Source organism: Flavobacterium sp. B114r, from assembly GCF_056824125.1.
In genome coordinates this window covers 1,059,856-1,081,842 of record NZ_CP124858.1, presented here as the reverse complement: position 1 = coordinate 1,081,842, position 21,987 = coordinate 1,059,856, and the positions used below count along the sequence as shown (strand labels likewise).

General features: G+C 34.2%; 20 protein-coding genes. 7 read left to right on the top strand and 13 right to left on the bottom strand.

Annotation, left to right across the window (positions count from 1 at the left end; genetic code table 11):
* Positions 1 to 62: 62 nt before the first annotated feature.
* From QLQ94_RS04890 to rnpA, 3 genes are all read right to left on the bottom strand, one after another.
* Entirely contained in the window at positions 63 to 1,700 is a 1,638-nt protein-coding gene (locus QLQ94_RS04890; protein WP_427401157.1) for a S41 family peptidase, read from the bottom strand.
* A 2-nt stretch (positions 1,701 to 1,702) separates the two neighbouring features.
* The gene (locus QLQ94_RS04885) at positions 1,703 to 2,530 is read right to left on the bottom strand and encodes a DUF4349 domain-containing protein (protein ID WP_427401158.1); all 828 of its coding nucleotides are present in this window, start codon (positions 2,528 to 2,530) and stop codon (positions 1,703 to 1,705) included.
* 80 nt (positions 2,531 to 2,610) lie between these two features.
* Positions 2,611 to 3,015: a ribonuclease P protein component gene (rnpA, locus tag QLQ94_RS04880; RefSeq protein WP_427401159.1), complete on the bottom strand. Its 405-nt coding sequence runs from the start codon at positions 3,013 to 3,015 to the stop codon at positions 2,611 to 2,613.
* A 125-nt stretch (positions 3,016 to 3,140) separates the two neighbouring features.
* On the opposite strand from rnpA, the gene QLQ94_RS04875 reads away from it, so the two are divergent.
* From QLQ94_RS04875 to QLQ94_RS04865, 3 genes are all read left to right on the top strand, one after another.
* Positions 3,141 to 3,881, top strand: coding sequence for a lysophospholipid acyltransferase family protein (locus QLQ94_RS04875; RefSeq protein ID WP_427401160.1), 741 nt, complete (start codon positions 3,141 to 3,143; stop codon positions 3,879 to 3,881).
* 53 nt (positions 3,882 to 3,934) lie between these two features.
* Positions 3,935 to 4,927: an acyl-ACP desaturase gene (locus QLQ94_RS04870; protein WP_271336700.1), complete on the top strand. Its 993-nt coding sequence runs from the start codon at positions 3,935 to 3,937 to the stop codon at positions 4,925 to 4,927.
* A 230-nt stretch (positions 4,928 to 5,157) separates the two neighbouring features.
* Entirely contained in the window at positions 5,158 to 5,811 is a 654-nt protein-coding gene (locus tag QLQ94_RS04865) for an HD domain-containing protein (protein ID WP_482499270.1), read from the top strand.
* A 69-nt stretch (positions 5,812 to 5,880) separates the two neighbouring features.
* Here QLQ94_RS04865 and QLQ94_RS04860 read toward each other — a convergent pair whose 3' ends face one another.
* The 6 genes from QLQ94_RS04860 to QLQ94_RS04835 all read right to left on the bottom strand — a co-directional run bounded on the left by QLQ94_RS04860 (position 5,881) and on the right by QLQ94_RS04835 (position 11,760).
* Positions 5,881 to 6,765: a DUF4349 domain-containing protein gene (locus QLQ94_RS04860; protein WP_427401162.1), complete on the bottom strand. Its 885-nt coding sequence runs from the start codon at positions 6,763 to 6,765 to the stop codon at positions 5,881 to 5,883.
* A gap of 337 nt (positions 6,766 to 7,102) precedes the next feature.
* Complete coding sequence (locus tag QLQ94_RS04855) at positions 7,103 to 7,225, bottom strand: FeoB-associated Cys-rich membrane protein (protein WP_276598342.1); 123 nt, start codon at positions 7,223 to 7,225, stop codon at positions 7,103 to 7,105.
* Between the two features lie 6 nt (positions 7,226 to 7,231).
* Complete coding sequence (gene feoB / locus QLQ94_RS04850) at positions 7,232 to 9,331, bottom strand: ferrous iron transport protein B (RefSeq protein ID WP_482499269.1); 2,100 nt, start codon at positions 9,329 to 9,331, stop codon at positions 7,232 to 7,234.
* Entirely contained in the window at positions 9,331 to 9,570 is a 240-nt protein-coding gene (locus QLQ94_RS04845) for a FeoA family protein (protein WP_264525774.1), read from the bottom strand. The genes feoB and QLQ94_RS04845 overlap by 1 nt, the downstream gene beginning before the upstream one ends.
* A gap of 104 nt (positions 9,571 to 9,674) precedes the next feature.
* Positions 9,675 to 10,340: an SCO family protein gene (locus tag QLQ94_RS04840; protein WP_427401164.1), complete on the bottom strand. Its 666-nt coding sequence runs from the start codon at positions 10,338 to 10,340 to the stop codon at positions 9,675 to 9,677.
* Positions 10,341 to 10,836: 496 nt separating this feature from the next.
* The gene (locus tag QLQ94_RS04835) at positions 10,837 to 11,760 is read right to left on the bottom strand and encodes a DMT family transporter (protein ID WP_482499268.1); all 924 of its coding nucleotides are present in this window, start codon (positions 11,758 to 11,760) and stop codon (positions 10,837 to 10,839) included.
* 206 nt (positions 11,761 to 11,966) lie between these two features.
* Between QLQ94_RS04835 and QLQ94_RS04830 the strand changes: the two genes are divergently transcribed.
* Positions 11,967 to 14,027, top strand: a complete 2,061-nt coding sequence (locus tag QLQ94_RS04830; RefSeq protein WP_427401166.1) for a M13 family metallopeptidase — start codon at positions 11,967 to 11,969, stop codon at positions 14,025 to 14,027.
* Between the two features lie 185 nt (positions 14,028 to 14,212).
* Complete coding sequence (locus QLQ94_RS04825; RefSeq protein WP_482499267.1) at positions 14,213 to 16,273, top strand: M13 family metallopeptidase; 2,061 nt, start codon at positions 14,213 to 14,215, stop codon at positions 16,271 to 16,273.
* A gap of 54 nt (positions 16,274 to 16,327) precedes the next feature.
* Here the strand turns inward: QLQ94_RS04825 and QLQ94_RS04820 are convergent, their stop codons facing one another.
* From QLQ94_RS04820 to hemB, 3 genes are all read right to left on the bottom strand, one after another.
* Positions 16,328 to 16,777, bottom strand: coding sequence for a GyrI-like domain-containing protein (locus QLQ94_RS04820; protein WP_482499266.1), 450 nt, complete (start codon positions 16,775 to 16,777; stop codon positions 16,328 to 16,330).
* Positions 16,778 to 16,850: 73 nt separating this feature from the next.
* Complete coding sequence (locus QLQ94_RS04815) at positions 16,851 to 17,252, bottom strand: c-type cytochrome (RefSeq protein ID WP_427401169.1); 402 nt, start codon at positions 17,250 to 17,252, stop codon at positions 16,851 to 16,853.
* 2 nt (positions 17,253 to 17,254) lie between these two features.
* The gene (hemB, locus tag QLQ94_RS04810; protein ID WP_427401170.1) at positions 17,255 to 18,247 is read right to left on the bottom strand and encodes a porphobilinogen synthase; all 993 of its coding nucleotides are present in this window, start codon (positions 18,245 to 18,247) and stop codon (positions 17,255 to 17,257) included.
* A 318-nt stretch (positions 18,248 to 18,565) separates the two neighbouring features.
* Between hemB and QLQ94_RS04805 the strand changes: the two genes are divergently transcribed.
* Together QLQ94_RS04805 and QLQ94_RS04800 are read left to right on the top strand one after the other, a co-directional pair.
* Positions 18,566 to 19,198 (top strand): hypothetical protein, encoded by a 633-nt coding sequence (locus QLQ94_RS04805; RefSeq protein WP_427401171.1) that lies wholly within the window; start codon positions 18,566 to 18,568, stop codon positions 19,196 to 19,198.
* A 3-nt stretch (positions 19,199 to 19,201) separates the two neighbouring features.
* Positions 19,202 to 21,001 (top strand): hypothetical protein, encoded by a 1,800-nt coding sequence (locus tag QLQ94_RS04800; protein ID WP_482499265.1) that lies wholly within the window; start codon positions 19,202 to 19,204, stop codon positions 20,999 to 21,001.
* Between the two features lie 73 nt (positions 21,002 to 21,074).
* Here QLQ94_RS04800 and QLQ94_RS04795 read toward each other — a convergent pair whose 3' ends face one another.
* Complete coding sequence (locus QLQ94_RS04795) at positions 21,075 to 21,977, bottom strand: fructose bisphosphate aldolase (protein ID WP_271333922.1); 903 nt, start codon at positions 21,975 to 21,977, stop codon at positions 21,075 to 21,077.
* Positions 21,978 to 21,987: the final 10 nt, after the last annotated feature.

The window sequence follows — 21,987 nt, the reverse complement described above, 5'->3', positions numbered from 1 at the left end:
ACAAAAAAGCCTATATTAACGTTTAGTCAATAAAGGCTTTTTTGTTTATTATGTTTTTTAATTTACATCTTCAAAATCGACTTATACTCCGTCTGATTATTTAAAACATTAACGGCTTTCTTAATCTCCGAATTGTTTTTAATGTAAAATTGATATAAACCTTCCTGATATTGGTATCTCTTGATTAATTCTTCCTGAATCAGATTTCTAATTTCCTTTTGGTTTTTATCCAGTAAAGTAGTTTCACTTTTTTCCAAAGCAGCTAATAATTGCTGATATTCCGGAGCGATAGTTTCGTCAATTTTTTCGTTTTTAGCAGCAGCCAAAGTGTTTTTCAGGGCAACTTCGGTTTCCGTATCAAAACTTATTTTATTGGTTTTTAAGTACTGCTTAAAACTTGCATAATCAGCGTCAGAGACTGTTGGGATCTTATCTCCCAGATTCTGGTTTTTATAATAATACGTTGTAGCGTAATCAAAGATTCCGTCATTTTTTAATAACGCAGTCGTAATTGGACTTGTTTTCGCTTCGTCTAATTCGATATCCGGCAAAACACCGCCGCCGTCATAAACCGTTCTTCCTTTTCTGGTCTTAAAAGCATTGAAGTTTTTAGCATCCGTTTTTTGAGCCACACCGTTTTTATCTTTGTGTGCATAATCTAATGCCTGAATACAACGACCTGAAGGAGTATAATAACGGGAAATAGTAACTTTTAGCTGCGTTCCGTAAGTTAGATCAACAGAACGTTGAACCAAACCTTTACCAAAACTGCGGCTTCCTAAAACCACCGCGCGATCTAAATCCTGCAAAGCTCCAGAAACTATTTCAGAAGCAGAAGCGCTTCTTCCGTTTACTAAAATCGCCAGCGGAATTTGGGTATCCACAGGTTCTTTAGTCGTCTTATAAGTATTGTTATGTTTCTCAATTCTTGATTTTGTAGTTACAATTACCTCATTCTTCGGAACAAATAAATTACAAATATCAATGGCTTCATTAAGTAAGCCACCAGGGTTTCCTCTTAAATCAAGCACGATTTGTGTGGCGCCGTCAGCTTTTAATTTTTCAAGTGCGTCTTTTACTTCATTGGAAGCTTTTCGACTAAAATGTGCCAAAACAATATAACCTGTTTTATCGTCGATTTTTCCAAAGAACGGAACCGATTTTATATCAACTTCATCCAAAATCAGTGTTGTTGTAAAAGGTTTTCCCTGACGAAGGTATTTGACCTGAATTTTAGTGTTTTTAGTTCCTTTCAGCAATTGAGAAGCATCATCCTTAAAATCAGCGATTAAAACATCACCAATCTGAATAATTTCATCACCCGCTTTAAGTCCGGCTTTATCAGCAGGATAATTTTTATAAGGTTCACGAACCACTAAGCGATCTTTCTTTCTGGATATCAGAGCGCCAATTCCGGTATATTCTCCCGTATTATTAATCTTAAAATTAACAACATCCTGTTCATTAAAATAAACTGTATAAGGATCTAAACTTCCCAACATGCTTTTTATGGCTTTATCCATCAAATCGCCGGGATTTGTCTCGTCGACGTAATTGGTATTAACCGCTTTGAACAATGTAGTAAAGATTTCGATTTGTTTCGCAATCTCAAAAAAGTCGTCTTTGAAACTGGTTCCAATAAATAAAAACCCTGCCGCAACAGTTGGTATGATGAATTTCTTTTTGAAATAAGGATACATGATTATTTTTTTTTTCTTTTAAATCTCTTTCTAATAAAATAGGCGAATATGCAAAATACTATAATAAATGGCCAAACACTAATGATCGATATTAAAAATTCTGACAGACTATAAAATCCGGATTGAATCGCCGCCCAGATTTTTGATCCGTACGAGGTTTTAACACCTTCTTTTTGAGCAATAGTTTTGTAGAATTCGATGGTAACAGTGCTTTCAGAAACGCGGCTTTCCAGATATTTCAGTTGTCCTTGTTTAGCCTCAATCTCTTCACGGATTGTCGAAATTTGTTTTTCAATTTCTAAGATCTCACTAATTTTGGTTGCTTTTTGAAGAATCTGAAGATAGCGTTCTTCAAGTTTTCGTTTCGTATTTAATCTCGAAGTAAGGTCAATGTATTGTTCAGTAACATTTTGAGAAGAAATATCTTTTCTTTCAAAATAAGAAACACCTTTTGAAATAGCATTTATAAAAGCATCGAAGTTTTGACTTGGAACACGAATAGTTAGATTTCTATAGATGTTGTTGTAATCTTTACCTTCAGAATCATTCTGAATCGTTGCTTTATTTAAAGTAACAGCACTTTGAATTCTATTGAAAGTATCTTCTAAATTATCGGTTTCAAATCGAAGAGAAGCCTCTTTAATAATTTTTTGTGGAATTTCAGGAGAAGCGGGAGCAGCCATTTCATCTTTTGCATCTGAACTGGCGGCAGATTCATTTTTTGGAGGAAGCTTAAATGAACTAACAATCAAATTAGAAGATGGTTCTTCGTGTTTATTACAACCTGAAAGGGTCAAAAGGACAAAAAAGAAAAAGAAAATATATCTCATATCAATTTCAAATTAAATCTAAAACTACAATTTTTTTATATTCCTAAGTCTAATTTGATAAGAAAGTTGAAGCCGAAGGATTACAAATCATTTTTATTTTCAGAATCAACAGGTTTGTTTACCTGCAGAAGGAATTTTTCAAACAACTGAATTGTTTTGGTATTGATTTCTTCGTACGATAATTTTTCTTTCGTCTGATAAAAAAACATTATAGAATACGGTTGCTGAATATTGTCTAAGAGTAAATGTTTATTCAATCGGTACGTTTCTCTTAAAACACGCTTGAAATAATTGCGATCAACGGCTTTTTTAAAATATTTCTTAGAAACCGATACGCCCATTTTGATTTTTTCATCAGCATCAGCTTCCGCTTGACGGTAAACCAAACGTAATGGATATTTAGAAACTGATTTTCCATCAGAAAACAGTAAATCAATTGTCGTTTTGCTCTTTAAGCGTTCTTTTTTTGGGTACGTAAAGTTCATTTAATTCAGAAAAAATTTGCAATTTTATAGTGCAAAGGTACAATTAAACAATAAAATGGTTATTGTTTTCGATTTTTATACGGCTAAAAATATATTTATTACTTTTGGGCATTAATTTTTTAAGCATGCAAAAAATAATTTCCTATCCAATATCTGTAATCTACTATCTAATTTTTAGTTCGTGTTTGCTTGTATTTCATCCAATACAGTGGATTTGCCTAAATGTTTTTGGCTATCAGGCTCATAAAAAAAGTGTTGATTATTTAAATTTCTGCCTTTTAAGATGTACAAATCTGGTAGGAACAACCTATAAGGTCGAAAATAGAGAAACAATTCCAACAGGAGTTCCTATTATTTTTGTTTCCAATCACCAAAGTATGTATGATATCATTGCAATGATTTGGTATTTTAGACGTTTTCATTGTAAATTTGTAAGCAAGAAAGAGTTAGGTAAGGGAATTCCTAGTGTGTCTTATAATTTGCGTCACGGAGGATCAGTGCTAATCGACCGTAAAGACCCAAAACAAGCTATTCCGGCAATTAAAGGTTTGTCTGAATATATTGAAAAATACAAAAGGTCTGCCGTTATTTTTCCTGAGGGAACGCGTAGTAAAACAGGAAAACCTAAAGAGTTCGCTCAAAATGGTGTAAAAATTCTGTGTAAATATGCGCCTTCTGCGTATATAGTACCGGTAAGTATCAATAATTCATGGAAAATGGTAAAATTTGGCCTTTTTCCTGTAGGTTTAGGAAATCATCTTACCTTTACCGTGCATAAGGCTTTGGCCGTAAAAGACTATGACTTTGCTGATTTAATGGCGATGACAGAGAAGGCAGTTGTAGAAGGAGTAAACGAGTATAAATAGATTTTTTGTTTCAGAAATTTAACTAAAACAGAAATCCCAATCTAAAATAAGTAATGTCTATAAAAAACATTAGATTAGAAGTAATGCAGTTTTTGGAAAAAAACGTGGATAGCTTCGTTGAACAGTATTTAATTCCAGTGGAAAAAATTTGGCAGCCGTCAGACTTTTTGCCTAATTCTGAAGGAGAAAATTTCTTTGAGGAGGTAAAAGAGTTACGTGAAATTGCCAAAGAATTGCCATATGATTTCTGGGTAACGCTTGTAGGTGACACAATCACTGAAGAGGCTTTGCCAACTTATGAGTCGTGGTTAATGGATGTGGAAGGAATAAATCAGATAGAAAACGGTGGAAACGGATGGTCTAAATGGATCAGACAATGGACAGGTGAAGAAAACCGCCACGGTGATTTATTGAATAAATACCTGTATTTGTCCGGTCGTGTGAACATGCGTGAAATCGAAATGACAACACAGCACCTGATCAACGACGGTTTTGATATTGGAACTGGATCTGACCCATACAAAAACTTTGTATACACTAGTTTCCAGGAATTAGCAACTTATGTTTCGCACAATAGAGTAGCCCAAATGGCTAAGAAATTTGGTGATAACAAGTTGTCTAAAATGTGTAAAATGATTGCTGGTGACGAAATGCGTCATCATCATGCGTATAGCGAATTTGTTACCCGTATTTTTGCGGTTGATCCAAGCGAAATGATGTTAGCGTTTCAATACATGATGAAACAAAAAATCGTTATGCCGGCTCACTTTTTAAGAGAATCAGGGCAAAAGATAAGTTCAGCTTTCGAACAGTTTTCTGATTCTGCACAACGTATTGGAGTTTACACTGCAAACGATTATGTAGATATTATGCAGAAATTAATGGATAAATGGGAAATTGATAAAATGTCAGGTCTAACAGACGATGCCGAAAAAGCACGTGATTATTTGATGAAATTACCAGGTCGTATGGCAAGAATTTCGGAGAGATTAGTAATTCCGCAAGAATCACATATCTTTAAATGGGTAGAACCAGCGAGATTGTAAAAATTTTAGATTACAGATTTCTGATTTTAGATTTAAAATTGATTTTTGCAATTGATATTTGATATTACCATTTAAAAACATATTGTTGATTGTTGAGGTTGAAAAACTTTGACAATCAACATTTTTTATTCCATAAGGATTTCCGAAAGAAGAGATTAAAATAATCTGCGCAAATCCGTTTAATCCGCAAGATCCGTGTGCTATTAATCACGCAGACAAATACATACATTATGAGTAATTCTGATTTAATAAACAAAACAATTGCCTTCGTAAAAGAAAAACTAAATGACGCCGAAGGCGGACACGATTGGTTTCATATTGAGCGCGTGTATAAAAATGCACTTTTAATCGCAAAAGATACGGATTGTGATTTACTAGTGGTTCAGTTAGGAGCTTTGCTCCACGATATTGCAGATAGCAAATTTCATAACGGAGATGAAACTATTGGACCAAAAACGGCACATTTGTTTCTGGAATCTGAAAGTGTTTCGACAGCCATTATTCAGCATGTGGTTAATATTATCGAAAACATCTCATATAAGGGCGGAAATTTCGAAAAGAAGTTTGCCTCTGTAGAATTAGATATCGTTCAGGATGCGGACCGTTTAGATGCAATAGGAGCGATTGGAGTAGCAAGAGCGTTCAATTATGGCGGATTTAAAAACAGAACCTTATATAATCCGGAAATTGCGCCAGTCACCAATATGACAAAAGAAGAATACAAAAAGAATAATGCGCCAACAATAAATCATTTTTACGAAAAGCTGTTACTCTTAAAAGATAAAATGAATACCGAAACCGGAAAACAAATCGCTGCCGAAAGACATCGTTTCATGGAGTTGTTCCTGGCGCAGTTTTATGCTGAGTGGGAAGGGGTTAAATAAGTTTTTCAGTCTCAGTCTCAGTTTTCAGTAATAGAAAATGGCTTCAAATTACGAAGCCATTTTTTATTATTATTCGTTTAACTTATTGTTTAAAGTAGTTATAATTTTTAGTTTATCAATTATGGTAAGTAAAACAAAGATGGCTATTAGAATGAAAAGAGATGTAATGGCAATTATTGCAAAATATTTTATTGTCCATTCAAGAGCCACTTTAGTTCTGTGCATAAAGCTGATACTTTTTTCTGTTGCTCCCTCGTACATCGAAAATCGTACAGTACAGAATTCATTTTCGGTATTAAAATTTCCAAGTTCAACTCCCAATCCCTGCAATTGCTCTTCGACTTCTAAAATTTTATCGTTCAGGGAAATGAAATCTGCAATTTGTCCGCCTTTAGATTTTAATTCAGTCAGCGATTGAAGCATTTTTTCAATCGAAATCTTTTTAGCGTTTAGTTGGCGGTACTCATTTGTTTTGTCAACTTTAGTGATTTCAGTGTCTTTAAGCACCCCGATTTTTTGAAGTTCAAGATAAAAATCCTCGAATTTTGCCGGATTTATTCCAATAAGAAGGTGAATTTGCCTGTTGCCTTTTTGTCCCAGGTTTTGTTCGTATTGAATAATGGCATTGTATGATTTTGTTTTTGCCTTGATAAGACTTTCATCTTTATCAAATTCAGATGTTTTTGCTTTAATCGAAGCCGTCTTTTCAAATTTTTGGCTCGACGCCATATTCGATGGAGCCTGAATATTATCACCCTTCATTGCAATTTTTTCTGAAGCGTAATTTTTTCGGAGATTGTCAATACTTCCAAAAAAATTATCGCTGTAATCATTGCGTGAAGTTGAATCAGCTGCTACGTAACCATACAGAATTCTGAATGCAAATAATAAAATAAAAAGTCCGGCGGACCATTTACTTAATTTTAAAAATCTTGATCTAAAGTTTTTTGCCATCTGAGCGAGTTTTAATTGTTAGTCTTTGTTTCGGTTTATTAAACGAATCGAAAGTAGCAACTTTTAAACTTCCGCCAGCATTTTTTATAAATATTTTTACTATTAAATTTACGGATCAATAATGATTGAAATAATAGAGTTGGTGTCAGTTTTAGTTAGAGTTTTAGCAATAAAAAATGGCTTCAGATTATGAAGCCATTTTTATTATGTATTTAGTTTTTGAATTCTATTTCTAGATATAACTTTGTAAACTTTTCGCGCAGCAGGACTTGCAGATATTGCAAAAAAGCTTTGCGATCCCGAAAGCTATCGGGATTGTGTAACTTTGAACCTTCTTTTATGAACATCCACAGTTCCCGTCACCACAGTCTTTTTTCTTTTTAGATTTCCAAAAGAACTTTCTAATCAAAAAGCCAACGGCGATAAATAGTATGACAAAGGCAATAATTTCTTGTACCATGATCGTTTATTTTAAAAGTTGATACGCAAAAAGCGCAACAAAATAAGCAAGACCACTCATTAAGAATAGCTGCATTGCAGGCCATTTCCAGGAGTTTGTCTCCTTTTTTGTGATTGCAAGCGTACTTGCACATTGCATAGCGAATGCGTAAAAGAGTAATAATGAAATTCCAGAAGCAAAATTGAAGATTTTCTGACCCGTTTCCGGATTTATTTCATTTTGCATTTTAGTTTTAATTGTTGTTTCGTTTTCACTGTCTCCAACACTGTAAATAGTGGCTAGTGTTCCCACGAAAACTTCACGGGCAGCAAACGAACTGATGATGGCAATTCCTATCTTCCAGTCATAACCCAAAGGAGAAATAGCCGGTTCAATTGCTTTACCCATAATTCCGATATAGGAATTCTCTAATTTCTGAGAAGCTACTTCATTTTCAAATTCAGTTTCGTCAAGCGGCGTATTTACAAATCTTTCTTTTACGATTTCTTCAGCTTCGTTAAAATTTTTTCCTGGTCCGTATGACGCTAAAAACCATAGAATAACAGATATTGCTAAGATAATTTTACCAGCACCAACAACGAATGCTTTTGTTTTCTCGACAACATTAATAGCAACGTTCTTGAAAAGAGGTAATTTATAACTTGGCATTTCAACAACGAAATACGTTTTAGCACTTATTTTTAATATTTTATTTAAGATATAAGCAGAAAGAATCGCTGTTCCAAAACCTAGTAAATACAACAACATCAAAGCCAAACCCTGCACATTTAGAAAGCCAAAAAGACGTTCGTCCGGTATTACCAATGAAATAATAATAGTATAAACAGGTAATCTCGCAGAACAAGTAGTAAACGGAGTTACCAAAATAGTAATCAGACGCTCTTTCCAGTTTTCGATATTTCTAGTTGCCATAATTGCCGGAATGGCACAGGCAGTTCCTGAAATTAAAGGCACGACACTTTTTCCGGAAAGCCCAAACTTGCGCATTATTTTATCCATCAAAAAGACAACACGGCTCATATAACCACTTTCTTCGAGAATGGAAATAAATAAAAACAGAAAAGCAATTTGTGGTATGAATATAATAACCCCGCCAATTCCCGGTACAATTCCTTGCGAAAGTAAATCAGTAAGAATTCCGCTTGGCAATTCCTGAGCAACCCAACTGCTAAAAGAAGCAAAAGTGCTGTCGATGAAATCCATTGGAATAGTTGACCAGCTGAAAATCGACTGGAAAATCAAAAACAAGATGGCTAAGAAAATAACATAACCCCAAACTTTGTGCGTTAAAACACGATCAAGTTTAGCCCTGATGTCGTTTGCCATCGAAGCATCAACTTGTAAACCCTGTTTCAAAATATCGTTTATAAATTGATAACGTTTTATCGTTTCCTTTTGTTGTAAACGCTTTAATTCTGAATGCGATTTAGTAAAAGTACTTCTGATTTCATTTCGGTCTAAATTCAAAAAGTTCACATCCTGAGTAATCACCAACCATAATTTATATAATAATTGATTTGGAAATGCTTTTTGTAAACTCACAAAATAGTCTTCATCGATAACCGATGCATTCAAACAAGGTTCGTGAGGAATCGTTTTATAAGAAACAATTAATTCTTTTAGCTCCTCGATCCCATGACCTTTGCGGGAACTTACTAAAGCAATTTTAGTTTTTAGTTTTTCTTCTAAATAAGGAATATCCAAAGTAATTCCTTTACTTTCCATACGGTCTGACATGTTTATAACAAGAATCGTAGGGATTTCAAGATCTTTTATTTGAGTGTAAATCAGTAGATTTCTTTTCAGATTTTCAACATCTGTTACTACTACCGCTACATCAGGATATAATTTGTCGTTTTTATTCAGTAAAAGTTCGATTACCACACTCTCGTCCATAGAACTTGCGTTCAGACTATAAGTTCCTGGTAAATCCAGAATGTTGGCTTTGATGTTGTGAGGTAATTTACAGAATCCGATTTTCTTTTCGACAGTAATTCCGGGATAATTCCCTACTTGTTGGTTTAGACCTGTAAGCTGATTAAAAACAGAGGTTTTTCCAGTATTTGGATTCCCGATAAGGGCAACATTGATATTTTGAATGCTCATTACAAATTGTTTTTGATAAGTTCAACTTCAATTTCACGAGCAGTTTCAACACGAATGGCCACGTGTGAACCATTAATATCCAAATACAATGGATCTCCAAAAGGAGCAATTTGAAGCAATTCGACTAAGTTGCCCGGCAAGCAGCCCATTTCTAATAATTTTAGAGGAATAAGATCGATATCAAAATCTTTGATAATGGCTTTCTCGCCTTTTTTTAGAGTGTGGATAGTATTTTGCAAAGCTTATTTAGATTGAATTTAGATTGCAAAAGTAGGCAATTATTCTTTATTCAAAGGCATTTAACACTTTTCTAAATGCTAAATGTTTCTAAAAATAAGGCATTTTACTCTTTACATAGGAAATCGATGTCTTCTAAAAGACGTTTAATTTCTTCTTTATTCGTTCCGTCATAAAAACCGCGAACACGTCGTTTTTGATCAACCAAAACAAAATTCTCTGTATGTACCATATCATACAATTGATCAGGGCGACCTAGTTTTACCGCCAGATATGATTTTCTGGCCATTGTATAAATTTCTTTTTTATCTCCCGTAACTAAGTTCCATTTACTGTCAACAACATGATGTTTTATGGCATATTCTTTAAGGACCGGAATACTGTCTACTTCAGGAAAAACAGTGTGCGAAAGTAACATTACCTTCGGATTGTTCAAAATAGCTTTTTGAACCTCTTCAAGATTTGTTGTCATTTTTGGACAAATTGAGCCGCAAGTCGTAAAGAAAAAGTCAGCTACATAAATTTTACCTTCATAATTCTTTTGGGTAATCGTATCTCCGTTTTGGTTGACAAACTTAAAGTCAGCAATAGTGTGGTACTTACTTTTGTATTGCACCGTACTGTCGACCATTTCAGGATTTACATCAGCAGGATTGAAAATTGGCAATGTTTTTTGTGGCTTTAAAGCCGAATAAAATAAGGATATGGTTACAGCTGAAAATACAATAAGAACAATAAAAAATTTGCGGTATTTATATAGAAAGGATTTCATAAAAACAATTTGGCGCAAAAATACAAAAAGCACATTTTAAAAAGGTAACTAACTCTTATTTTTAACAGGATAACAAATTGAGAAAAAAGTTTTTGCCATGAATTTCACGAATTGTCACGAATCAGATTGGCTTAAGACGATGTTTATAAATGCTGATATATAAATTTTAAGACAAAACAATAATTAATTCAAGTTGCAACTTAATCATGTGTGTCCCTAAGGGACAATATTGTTCTTCCAATTATTTGTTACCAATATGTAATCTCTACGAGATATAATTTTGCGGTATTTATCTACTATGAAAAAGGAATCTTGTAAACAGGATTGATCGTATATAATCCGTTAGGATTTAAATATTGATAACCAGACAGCTACCAGATAAAAATATCCCGTAGGGATTATACTTTCATATCTTAACCAGCTCATTTACTGAATTGTTAAAAACTAGCAACTTGAATTAATTAGCGATAATTAGTGAAATTCGTGGCAAAAACTTTTAAACTTTATTTTTTCTAATAGATTTATTTACCAAATAAACACCTGTTAATGTAACACCTGCGCCAATTGCAACTGCCTTTGTAAGTATTTCTTCAAAAATAAAAGATCCTAAAACCATAGCCACAATTGGATTGATGTAAACATAAATACTGCTAATTTCTGTTGGAAGATTTTTTAATGAATAGATAAAAGCGATAAAAGTTAAAACCGAACCAATAATAACTAAATAAGCAATTGCCCACCATGAAGGCAGTGGGATTTCAGCAAGTGGAATATTATTTCCTGTTGCTTCAGTAATTCCAAATAAAAAGACACTCGAGATCAGCATCTGTAATCCTAAACTAAAATAAGGGTTAAAACTTGCTGCTTTTTTCTTTGTTTGTAAAATTCCAAAAGCCCATGAGATAGTAGCTACAGTCATTAAAAGAATCCCGAATTGAAATTCTGGTTTTAATATATCAGCAATATAATCGATAAAGAGAATACAAATACCTCCAAAACTAATTAAAATTCCAAGCAAAGCCACACGTGCAATTTTATAACCGTTAAAAAAATTAATAATAATGATAAAGATGGGAAAAAGCGCAGTAATTATAGCGCCTAATCCACTGCTCATATATTTAACGCCCCAGGTACTTAAGCCATTACTAAGCATAAAATTTAAAATTGCTAAAACCAATATTGTTCGCCATTCTTTTCCTTTTGGCCACGGTTCCTTTTTTATAAAAAAATAACCTACATATAAAATCCCGGCCAAAAATTGACGAATGGTTACCAATTGCAAAGCCGGCATATATCTAACCCCTTCTTTAGAAGCCAGCCAGGTTGTGCCCCAAAAGAAACTCACCCAACATAGCGCCAATATTGGTAATCCAATTGCATCTATTCTTCCTGAAACGGCACTTTGTATTTTTGCTCTCACTTTTATTTAAATTCTTTGTAACAAATATTCCAAAAACTATTCTAATATTCATTTAAAAACCGGTTTTATATACATGAAAATATTCGATCATAATCATTAAAATGTTATGATAATTCGTTTTTGATGTGATTATTTCAAAAATTTTAACATAGGATTTCGAATATTAGGAATACGTTTGTAGTAAAGACCAAAAAACTTAAATTTAAATGAAAAAAAATCTTAGCAGACCTTTGTTCTGCGCATTTTTTGCAATGGCTTCATTTACAGTTGTTGAAGCTCAAAATGCAACTCCAAAAGAACCCGGTATTAATGTGTCGTACATGAATACAAAAATTAGCCCAGGTCAGGATTTTTTCCAGTATGTAAACGGAACCTGGCTGGATCAGACTCAAATTCCAAGTGATCGTACAACATGGGGAAGTTTTAATGAGCTGATCAAGAAAACAGACAAAGATGCGATGTCTGTTTTGAAAGAAGCGTCCCAAAATCCAAAATACAAATCGGATACAGATCAGGGAAAAGCAGTTAATTTATTCTCAACTATATTAGATACAGTAGGAAGAAATAAAGTTGGAATAACTCCTTTGCAGCCTTATTTTAAAAAGATCGATGCTATTAAGAACATCAGTGATCTTCAAAAGTATCTGACTGAAATGCAAAAAGAAAAGAATGTTCTTTTTTTCGGAATATATATTGGAGCTGATGAAAAAAACAGTTCTAAAAATTCAGTAAGCCTTGGAGTAAGCCAATTGGGATTACCGGACAAGGATTATTATGTATCTGAGGATAAGGATTCTAAAGAGAAACGTGCAAAATATGTGCTACATGTGGCAAAAATGATGCAGTTTATTGGTGAATCTCCTGCCAAAGCAAAGCAAAGTGCTGAAGGTATTTTAGCCTTAGAAACACAATTATCAAAACCAAGATTAGATCGTGTAGAAAGCAGAGACAGTCGTTTGCAATACAACCCAATAACGGTAGCTCAACTTCAAAAGTTAACGCCGGCTATTAAGTGGGATGCTTATTTTACCGGTATTGGTTTGGCAAAGTTAGATACAGTAGTGGTTATGGAACCAAAGTATATGAAAGCTTTGCAAACTGTTTTTACTGAAAATAAGGTTGCACAGTGGAAAGAATATCTGAAATGGGATTTGTTAAATTCATTTTCGACAAAATTATCTACAGACATCGAAACAGTTAGTTTTGATTTTTACAGTAAAACATTAAAAGGTGCTATAAAACAATTGCCTCGCGAAGAAAAAGCATTGAGGGTTGTAAATACAAGTATTGGTGAAGCACTTGGAAAATTATACGTAGAAAAAGTATTTCCTGCTGAAGCAAAAACGAAAGCAACCGATATGATTCATAATATCATTCTGGCGTACCAAAATCGTATTAATAATTTGACCTGGATGTCTGCAGCTACAAAAGTAAAAGCGATTGATAAGTTAAAAAAAATCAGTATTAAAGTTGGCTATCCGGACAAATGGAAAGATTATTCAGCACTTGAAATTAAAAGTGTTGCCGATGGAGGAACTTATTTTGAAAATTCCCGCAATTTAGACAAATGGGAATTTAACAAAGGAATCGAAAAATTACACAAGCCAGTTGATAAAACAGAATGGGGAATGTCACCACAAACTGTAAATGCTTATTACAATCCATCTTATAACGAGATTGTATTTCCAGCGGCAATTTTACAACCTCCGTTTTACAATTATCAGGCGGATGAAGCTGTAAATTATGGCGGAATTGGAGCTGTAATTGGTCATGAAATTTCTCATGGTTTTGATGATTCAGGAGCACGTTACAATGCCGAAGGAAATTTAGTAGACTGGTGGACTCCGGAAGATTTAAAACAATTTACAGTACTTGGTACCGCTTTGGCAGATCAATATAGTGCTTTAGAGCCTTTGCCGGGAATTCATGTAGATGGTAAATTTACTTTAGGTGAAAATATTGGCGATCTGGGCGGAATCAATGCAGCTTATGATGGTTTGCAATTGTACTTAAAAGCACATGGAAGTCCTGGATTAATTGACGGATTTACGCCTGAACAGCGTTTCTTTATTTCATGGGCAACCGTATGGAGAACTAAAACAAGAGATGAAGCATTAAAGAATCAGGTAAAAACAGATCCGCATTCACCTGGAATGTACAGAGCAGTTGTGCCAATTCAGAATGTAGATGCTTTTTACGATGCTTTTGGCATTAAAAAAGGAGACAAAATGTATGTGAGTCCAGAGAAAAGAGTTAAAATCTGGTAATCTGTTCAAATAAGAAAACGGCGCTGATGATGCGCCGTTTTTTATTTACCTAACCGAAGGATGATTTACTGTTTTTTTAATTAAAGATTATCTCAGAAATCACGAAATTAATTAGTGAGGAATTTTAACATAGAATTCAAAATAATAACAATATGTTTGTATATATACTAATACTATAAATAAAAATGATAAAACAGCTTAACAAATCTATGTTTTGTGCATTTTCAGCAATGCTTTGTTGCGTAACAATCGAAGCACAAAATGCAAAACCAAAAGAACCGGGTATTAATCTTGCTAATATGGATACGAAAGTAAGTCCGGGACAGGATTTTTTCCGTTATGTAAATGGAGCATGGTTAGACAAAACCGAAATTCCAAGTGACAGAAATTCCTGGGGAAGTTTTAATGAACTACGTCAGAAGACAGATAATGATGCACTTGCCATCTTAAAAGAAGCATCAAAAGATCCTAAGTACAAGTCGAATACAGACCAGGGTAAAGCAATTGCTTTGTTCAATACAATTATGGATACTGTAGGGCGTAACAAAAGAGGTATTACAGAACTTCAGCCGTATTTGAAGAAAATTGATGCAATTAAAAATGTTACCGATCTTCAAAATTTCTTTGTCGAAATGCAACCTCAGGGCGGTATTGGTTTCTTTGGTGTTTATGTTGGCGCTGATGCAAAAAACAGTAATAAAAACTCTGTAAATGTAACCCCTGGAGGTTTAGGATTATCAGATAAAGATTATTACAACGCTGATGATAAAGACTCAAAAGAAAAACGTGAAAAATACGAAGTACACGTTGCAAGAATGTTACAGTTTATTGGAGAATCTCCGGCAAAAGCAAAAGAAAGTGCTAAACAAATCTTAGCGCTTGAAGTTGAATTGTCTTCTCCAAGATTGGATCGTGTTGAACGCAGAGACCGTAGAAAACAATATAATCCAACTGCTGTTGCTGATTTAAAAAAGAATACACCTTCGATTCAATGGGATAAATATTTCGCCGGAATCGGAATGACAAAATTAGATACCGTAAATGTAGCGCAGCCACGTTATATGATTGCTTTAGAAAAAACATTTTCTGAAAAGAAAGTACAAGCATGGAAAGAGTATTTGAAATGGTCTATATTGAACAGAACGGCTTCAACTTTGACTACTGATATCGAAAATGCTAATTTCGATTTCTACGGAAAAACATTGACAGGAGCGTTAAAACAACGTCCTCGTGAAGAAGTAGCCTTGCAGGTAATCAACGGTCCAACCGGAGAAGCTTTAGGAAAATTGTACGTAGAGAAATTATTTCCTGCTGAAGCAAAAGACAAAGCAAAAAATATGATCGCTAATGTAATGTTAGCTTATGAAAATAGAATCAATGCATTGCCTTGGATGTCTGCAGAGACTAAAGTAAAAGCAATTGAAAAATTGAAGAAACTGACCATTAAAATTGGATATCCTGATAAATGGAAAGACTATTCTAAACTAGAACTTAAAAATGTTAACGAAGGTGGAACTTATTTTGAGAATTCTAAGAATATCTCAAAATGGGCTTATGCCGAAAATCTTGCTAAATTGGGCAAACCGGTTGATAAAACAGAATGGGGAATGTCTCCACAAACTGTAAATGCTTATTTCAATCCGTCTTATAACGAGATTGTTTTCCCGGCAGCAATTCTACAACCTCCTTTCTACAATTATCAAGCTGACGAAGCGGTTAATTATGGTGGAATTGGAGCTGTTATAGGACATGAGATTTCTCACGGATTTGATGATTCTGGTGCACGCTACAATGCTGATGGAAATCTTGTTGACTGGTGGACTGCTGATGATTTGAAACAGTTTACAGCGCTTGGTACTAAACTTGCTGATCAATATAGTGCTTTGGAGCCTTTGCCTGGAATACACGTAGATGGTAAATTTACTTTAGGTGAAAACATTGGTGATTTAGGCGGAATTAACGCTGCTTACGATGGATTACAGTTGTATTTGAAAGCAAATGGTAATCCGGGATTAATCGACGGATTTACGCCGGAACAACGCTTCTTTATTTCATGGGCTACTGTCTGGAGAACTAAATCAAGAGATGAGGCTATAAAAAGCCAGGTTAAAACGGATCCGCATTCACCTGGAATGTACAGAGCAGTTGTGCCAATCCAGAACGTAGATGCTTTTTATCAAGCTTTTGGAATCAAAAAAGGAGATGCAATGTATGTTGAACCTGATAAGAGAGTTAAAATCTGGTAATATCAAACCATAAAAAAACGGCGCTAATTTTAGCGCCGTTTTTGTTTTTATGTGTTATTGAATTGCGATATAAATAGCAACTTCTGCATTTTTTGGGTCTTGGGTTTTCTCTCCGTAAACTTCAAAATCTGCTGTAAAACTGCGATCTAAATCTGAGTTCCAGATTTCGAGCCATTTATTATAAACAACTCCTTCAGATAAGTTTCCTATAGCTATAAATTGTTCGTAATCTGCTGATTCAATTATTTTGCCAATCATGTTTTCAGGTATGAAATCTAAACTTTCAACTTTACATCCTAAAATAGTGGTGTATGGCTGGGTGTGATCTTTTTCATAATCTGTATAAATGCAAAAGAGCTCTTCTGAAATTTTACCCGGAATTTTATACTGAATTTCTTCAGAGATAAATTTGTTCCAAAGCGCAGGAATATCTTCTGCTGATTTACCGTTTTCATTTGTAGTTCTTACCGGAATACCAATTACACTGAATTTTTGAATTTTCATTTTACTTCATTTTGGTTAAGCCGCAAATTTAAAATGATCCAATGACAACAGTATGTCAGCAGGAATTATAAAATTAGTTTAAATGACTGTAGATATATGATTCAATTGCTTTTAATTCTTCGTCAGACATGGCTTTCGTGATCGGAAAATTAGTTTTCATAACTGCAAATTGATCCGGATCAACGATTGGATCTGCATTTCCTTTCAGGAAAGTTACAATATCACCTTTTTTGTCTTTATAAATTTTAGCAATTTCCTTAATACTTGGGCCAATTATTTTTTGATCAGCCTGATGACAGGAAGCGCAATTTCCTTGTCCTTCAAAAATTTGTTTTCCTAAGGCTTCCGGAGTTTTGGCTTCTGCCGAATGTCCTTCGGTATAATTTTCTGTTCCATTTTCAACAGGATGCTCTGTTGCTTCTTTTTTACAAGAAGCCAAAGCTAAAACGGCGGATAAGAATAATACTTTTTTCATGATTATTTATTTAAAAGTAAAGCAGCTTCCTTAGCAAAATAAGTAGAGATAATACTGGCACCTGCGCGCTTAATGCAATAAAGTTGCTCTATCATAATTTTGTCATGATCTAACCATCCTCTTTCTGCTGCGGCCTTTACCATAGCGTACTCACCAGATACCTGATAAACTGCAACAGGCACATGAACAGTATCTTTTATCTCGCGAACAATGTCTAAATAAGCAATTCCCGGTTTTACCATAACGATATCAGCACCTTCTTCAACATCCAATAAAGCTTCTCGAATTCCTTCAATTCGGTTCGCATAATCCATTTGGTATGTCTTTTTATCTTTTGGGATATTTTGAGAATCTACCGGAGCAGAATCCAAAGCATCACGAAAAGGGCCATAAAATGCCGAAGCATATTTAGCGCTATAACTCATGATTCCCACATTGTGATGTCCGTTTTCTTCCAGCGCTTTTCTGATCGCCAGAACACGTCCGTCCATCATATCACTTGGCGCAACAAAATCAGCTCCTGCTTCAGCATGACTTAAACTCATTCTGGTCAAAGCATCAACAGTAGCATCATTAATTAACTGACCGTTTTCGATAATTCCGTCATGACCATAAATCGAGTAAGGATCTAAAGCTACATCCGGCATAACAATCATTTCCGGAACAGCATCTTTAATAGCACGAATAGTCTGTTGCATCAAACCATCTTTATTCCAGGCTTCAACACCTTTATTATCTTTAAGACTGTCGCTTACTTTTACATAAATATTTACCGCTTTGATTCCTAAATCCCAAGCTTCTTTTACTTCTTTGATGGTGTTGTCTAAGGAATGTCTGTAAATTCCCGGCATTGACGGAATAGCGACTTTTACATCTTTTCCTTCGGCAACAAACATTGGAAGCATAAAATCTTGTGGGCTCAAACTTGTTTCACGAACTAAAGAACGAATAGATTCATTAGTTCTTAAACGGCGGTTTCTTTGTAATGGGAACATAATTCTAGATTTTAGATTTTAGACTTCAGATTAATCTGATTTTTCATAAATACAGATTGATTAATCTTTGTTTCTAAAATGCTGTTGTTTTTTCTTTTTTTGAAGATTCTTTACTTTTTTTATAAGTGTTGCAAAGTTAAAGAAAAATCAACAGAATAAGGCGATTAGCAAATAGTAGAATCCGTTAATATTATCTAAAAATTTGCAAATATTAAATTTCGCGCTAGCTTTGCAAATTCAGGAAAAATCTTATTTTTTAATAATTAAATTGAGGTGGATTCTACTATGGTTTTTAAAAAATAAAATTAAATTTGCCCAATGAAGAAAATTCTCGCATTATGCTGTTGTTTACTTTTGACAAGTTGTTTCGAAATAACAGAACGAATCAAACATCACGATGATCAGAGTGGCGAGTATACACTGATGGTTGACTTTTCGAAATCGTGGTTCAAAACAAAATCAGCGATTTGGCTTGAAGAAGTCGATGGTGTAAAAATCCCGAACGAACAGGAAATTTCTAAAAAACTCGAAGATTTCAAAGTAAAAGCTTTAAAAATTGACGGTATTACAAACGTGACGACAAAGACTGATTTTGAAAATTACGTTTTCATCATCAAACTCAATTATGCCAGTATCAAAGCACTCAACGCCGTTGTCAATACAATAAACAATCAAAGCGATCAGATTCATTTTGCAAGTACTGCTAAAAACTTCGAAAGAATTGCCTCGTATCCAATTCCCGAAAAGCTGATAAAAGATCCTAAGAAAAAACAAGATCTTGAAGCCGCTAATATTATTGCCATTTATACTTTCGATAAAGACGTACAGTCCGTGCAAAATCCGAACAGTAAAATTTCACAAAACAAAAAGACCGTATTTTTAAAGCAAAGCATGTACAGTGTGCTTAAAAAATCGGCATTAATGAACAATACAATCCAATTAACACCCTGATTTATGAAGAAGTTTTATACTTTCATTTTATTATTCGCCATGCATTTGACTTTTGGTCAAACCAATCAAAAACAATACGATTATTTTGTGCAGTTTAACGGAAACCAGCTTTCTAAAAAAGTAAATATTGCTGATATTCTGAATCATCTGCTTATAAGCAAATACAAAGACGGCCCATCCAATCTTGATTTGGCGCAATATGCATCCCTCTTTCAAACAGATCAAAAGTCAACCATTCACGGAAACTTCACAGATAGTATCCCATATTATCAGGTTACTATTCCCATAAAAAATAAAGAAGCTGTTAAACAGTTTTTTATTCATCAGCATACAGATTCAGTTGGACCTCCCATAATTCAGGATTTCGGTAAATATGTTGTTTATACTAAAAAAGATCAAAAAATATCATTTGCCTGGAACGATAATTATCTGGTAATTGTAGAATTTACCAAAAAGTATGTCTCAGACAGATACAAATGGGATACTACTGCAGTAGATTCTGTCTCAGTTGACGAACCTTATGAAGAAATTGCTGTGGGATCAGTAGAATCAAATGATAAAAAAGTAACAGAAAGCGATGATGCTGAAGAAGAAGACGAAGAGGAGTATACCGGAACGTCTAATGCGGATTATGAGAAAGCCAAAGCAGATTTTGATTATTTGCAGGCAGAGCAACAACATCTTTTTATTAAATCATTATTCGAAAATGGTTTTATTGCCCCAAATTCAGATAAAATAAATGCAGCGGCAGATATTTCGTCATGGTTAAATTACAGTTCGGCAATGTCTACTCTAAATTCTTCGTATGGCGCTTTATCGCAGCTTAGCAGTTATAACAAATTTCTACCCATGCAAAATAATTTTGGGAAGCTGGTAAAAGGAATAAACCTTGATTTTTATTTTGACAACGATAATGCACGTATCGAAGAAGTAGTTGAATATTCGCAACCAATGGCTTCAATTGTCGAAAAAATGACGAATAGAAAAATAAATAAAAACATCTTTAATTATTTTCCGGATGAAAAACCATTGGGATATATGTCATATCATCTCAATAGCAAAGCGGTCATTGAAAATTTCCCGTCACTAACGGCTGAATTATTTCAAAGTCCAAAGCTCCTTAAAGAAGATATAACCCTTGTGACTGATTTGATTTCGACAATAATTGATGAAGAAGCCACAGCAACGCTTTTTGATGGGGATTTAAGTATGTTTTTCTATAACATGAAAGAAGTTGAGGTTACAACAAAATCGTACGGCTATGACGAAAATTATGAAGAAACGGTAACCGAGCAAAAAATAAAAAAGAGTATTCCTTTATTTTCAGTCGTTTTTACGTCTACGCATCCTACATTTGGTGATAAACTCATCCAGTTGGGAGTTCGCAAGAAATTATTAGTTCAAAAAGGCGACTATTATCAAATAGCCGGAACTGAAGAATATGGCACACTTTTTATTAAAAAAGACAAAGATGTTGTTGTAGTTGCGAATACGCTTGATTATTTTAATACAGGAAAAGGATCTTTTGCTAAAGAAGCAAAAAATGCCTTAAAGAAAAATTATATCTCCGGAAAACTGAATCTTGCCGGATTAGCGAATGTTTATAACAGTACCGGTGAAACTAGAAAAACTCAGTTGAATAAAATAAAAAGAATAACTCAGCAGTTTAATGATATCACAATTGAATCGCCTAAAAAGCTGATTGATAATAAATTGGTTTTCGGGTTTAAATTAAACGCAGCAAAATCAGATAAAAATATTATTCTACAAACCTTGGATTTAGCTGAAGAATTAAGCAAATAATCTGTAAAAAGGTATAAAGCGAAAATCCCCAAGAGAAGATCTTGGGGATTTTTTTATGGGATTCATCATTAATTTAAGTAATAGAAGCTGTATAAATCTCTTTAATAGTTTTATCCAGTTTAGAGTTAAACTCATCATCAGACTGATTAGCAAAAAGCCCTTCAGACAATGCTCTGGAGAAACTGGCAATTAATCCGTGGTTTTGCGAAAGTTTAAAATTAGCTTCATCCTGGCCATATCCGCCAGACAATGCCACAACACGTACAACATGAGGATCTGACATGAGTTCTTTGTAAAAATCATTTACAGTTGGAATCGACAATTTCAGCATCACCTTTACATCTTTACCAAGCAAAGCAAGTTGTTTTATGATTTCTTCTCTTAGAATTTCTTCTGATTTTTCCTTATCAGCACTATAAATATCCACTTCAGGTTCAATAATCGGAATAAGTCCTTTTTCGAAAACCTGCAAACCTACTGCAAATTGCTGTTCAACGACTTCGCGAATTCCTGCTGCATTGGCTTCTTTGATAACAGAACGCATTTTGGTACCAAAAACATTTCTTGCTACAGCACGTGTCAACAATTCGTCCAGATTAGCAATAGGTTTCATCAACTGAACACCATTTGCAAGATCGGCAAGTCCTTTGTCGACTTTTAGAAAAGGAACGATGTTTTTCTTTTCCCACAAATAATCAGCCGTCCATTCTCCGTCAATTTTGCGGTCCATTGTGTTCTCAAACAAAATAGCGCCCAAAATATACTCACGGTCAAATGCAGGACTTTTAATAATTCGGGTTCTCATTTCATGCACAAGAGTGTACATTTCATCATCATTTGAATAACTGCTTTCTTGTACGCCATATTGCGCTAACGCTTTTGGAGTACTTCCGCCGCTTTGATCTAATGCAGCGATAAAACCTTTCCCCGAGTGCATACGATGTAATTGTGCGATGTATCTTTCTCTATTTTCCATACTATTTATG

Excerpts from the sequence above, each read along its gene's own strand:
- QLQ94_RS04860 (WP_427401162.1), bottom strand. The coding sequence starts at position 6,765 with ATGGCAAAAAACTTTAGATCAAGATTTTTAAAATTAAGTAAATGGTCC.
- QLQ94_RS04885 (WP_427401158.1), bottom strand. The coding sequence starts at position 2,530 with ATGAGATATATTTTCTTTTTCTTTTTTGTCCTTTTGACCCTTTCAGGT.
- QLQ94_RS04820 (WP_482499266.1), bottom strand. The coding sequence starts at position 16,777 with ATGAAAATTCAAAAATTCAGTGTAATTGGTATTCCGGTAAGAACTACA.
- QLQ94_RS04800 (WP_482499265.1), top strand. The coding sequence starts at position 19,202 with ATGAAGAAGTTTTATACTTTCATTTTATTATTCGCCATGCATTTGACT.
- rnpA (WP_427401159.1), bottom strand. The coding sequence starts at position 3,015 with ATGAACTTTACGTACCCAAAAAAAGAACGCTTAAAGAGCAAAACGACA.
- QLQ94_RS04865 (WP_482499270.1), top strand. The coding sequence starts at position 5,158 with ATGAGTAATTCTGATTTAATAAACAAAACAATTGCCTTCGTAAAAGAA.
- QLQ94_RS04890 (WP_427401157.1), bottom strand. The coding sequence starts at position 1,700 with ATGTATCCTTATTTCAAAAAGAAATTCATCATACCAACTGTTGCGGCA.
- QLQ94_RS04875 (WP_427401160.1), top strand. The coding sequence starts at position 3,141 with ATGCAAAAAATAATTTCCTATCCAATATCTGTAATCTACTATCTAATT.
- QLQ94_RS04825 (WP_482499267.1), top strand. The coding sequence starts at position 14,213 with ATGATAAAACAGCTTAACAAATCTATGTTTTGTGCATTTTCAGCAATG.
- QLQ94_RS04830 (WP_427401166.1), top strand. The coding sequence starts at position 11,967 with ATGAAAAAAAATCTTAGCAGACCTTTGTTCTGCGCATTTTTTGCAATG.
- QLQ94_RS04815 (WP_427401169.1), bottom strand. The coding sequence starts at position 17,252 with ATGAAAAAAGTATTATTCTTATCCGCCGTTTTAGCTTTGGCTTCTTGT.
- hemB (WP_427401170.1), bottom strand. The coding sequence starts at position 18,247 with ATGTTCCCATTACAAAGAAACCGCCGTTTAAGAACTAATGAATCTATT.
- QLQ94_RS04795 (WP_271333922.1), bottom strand. The coding sequence starts at position 21,977 with ATGGAAAATAGAGAAAGATACATCGCACAATTACATCGTATGCACTCG.
- QLQ94_RS04840 (WP_427401164.1), bottom strand. The coding sequence starts at position 10,340 with ATGAAATCCTTTCTATATAAATACCGCAAATTTTTTATTGTTCTTATT.
- QLQ94_RS04870 (WP_271336700.1), top strand. The coding sequence starts at position 3,935 with ATGTCTATAAAAAACATTAGATTAGAAGTAATGCAGTTTTTGGAAAAA.
- QLQ94_RS04855 (WP_276598342.1), bottom strand. The coding sequence starts at position 7,225 with ATGGTACAAGAAATTATTGCCTTTGTCATACTATTTATCGCCGTTGGC.
- feoB (WP_482499269.1), bottom strand. The coding sequence starts at position 9,331 with ATGAGCATTCAAAATATCAATGTTGCCCTTATCGGGAATCCAAATACT.
- QLQ94_RS04805 (WP_427401171.1), top strand. The coding sequence starts at position 18,566 with ATGAAGAAAATTCTCGCATTATGCTGTTGTTTACTTTTGACAAGTTGT.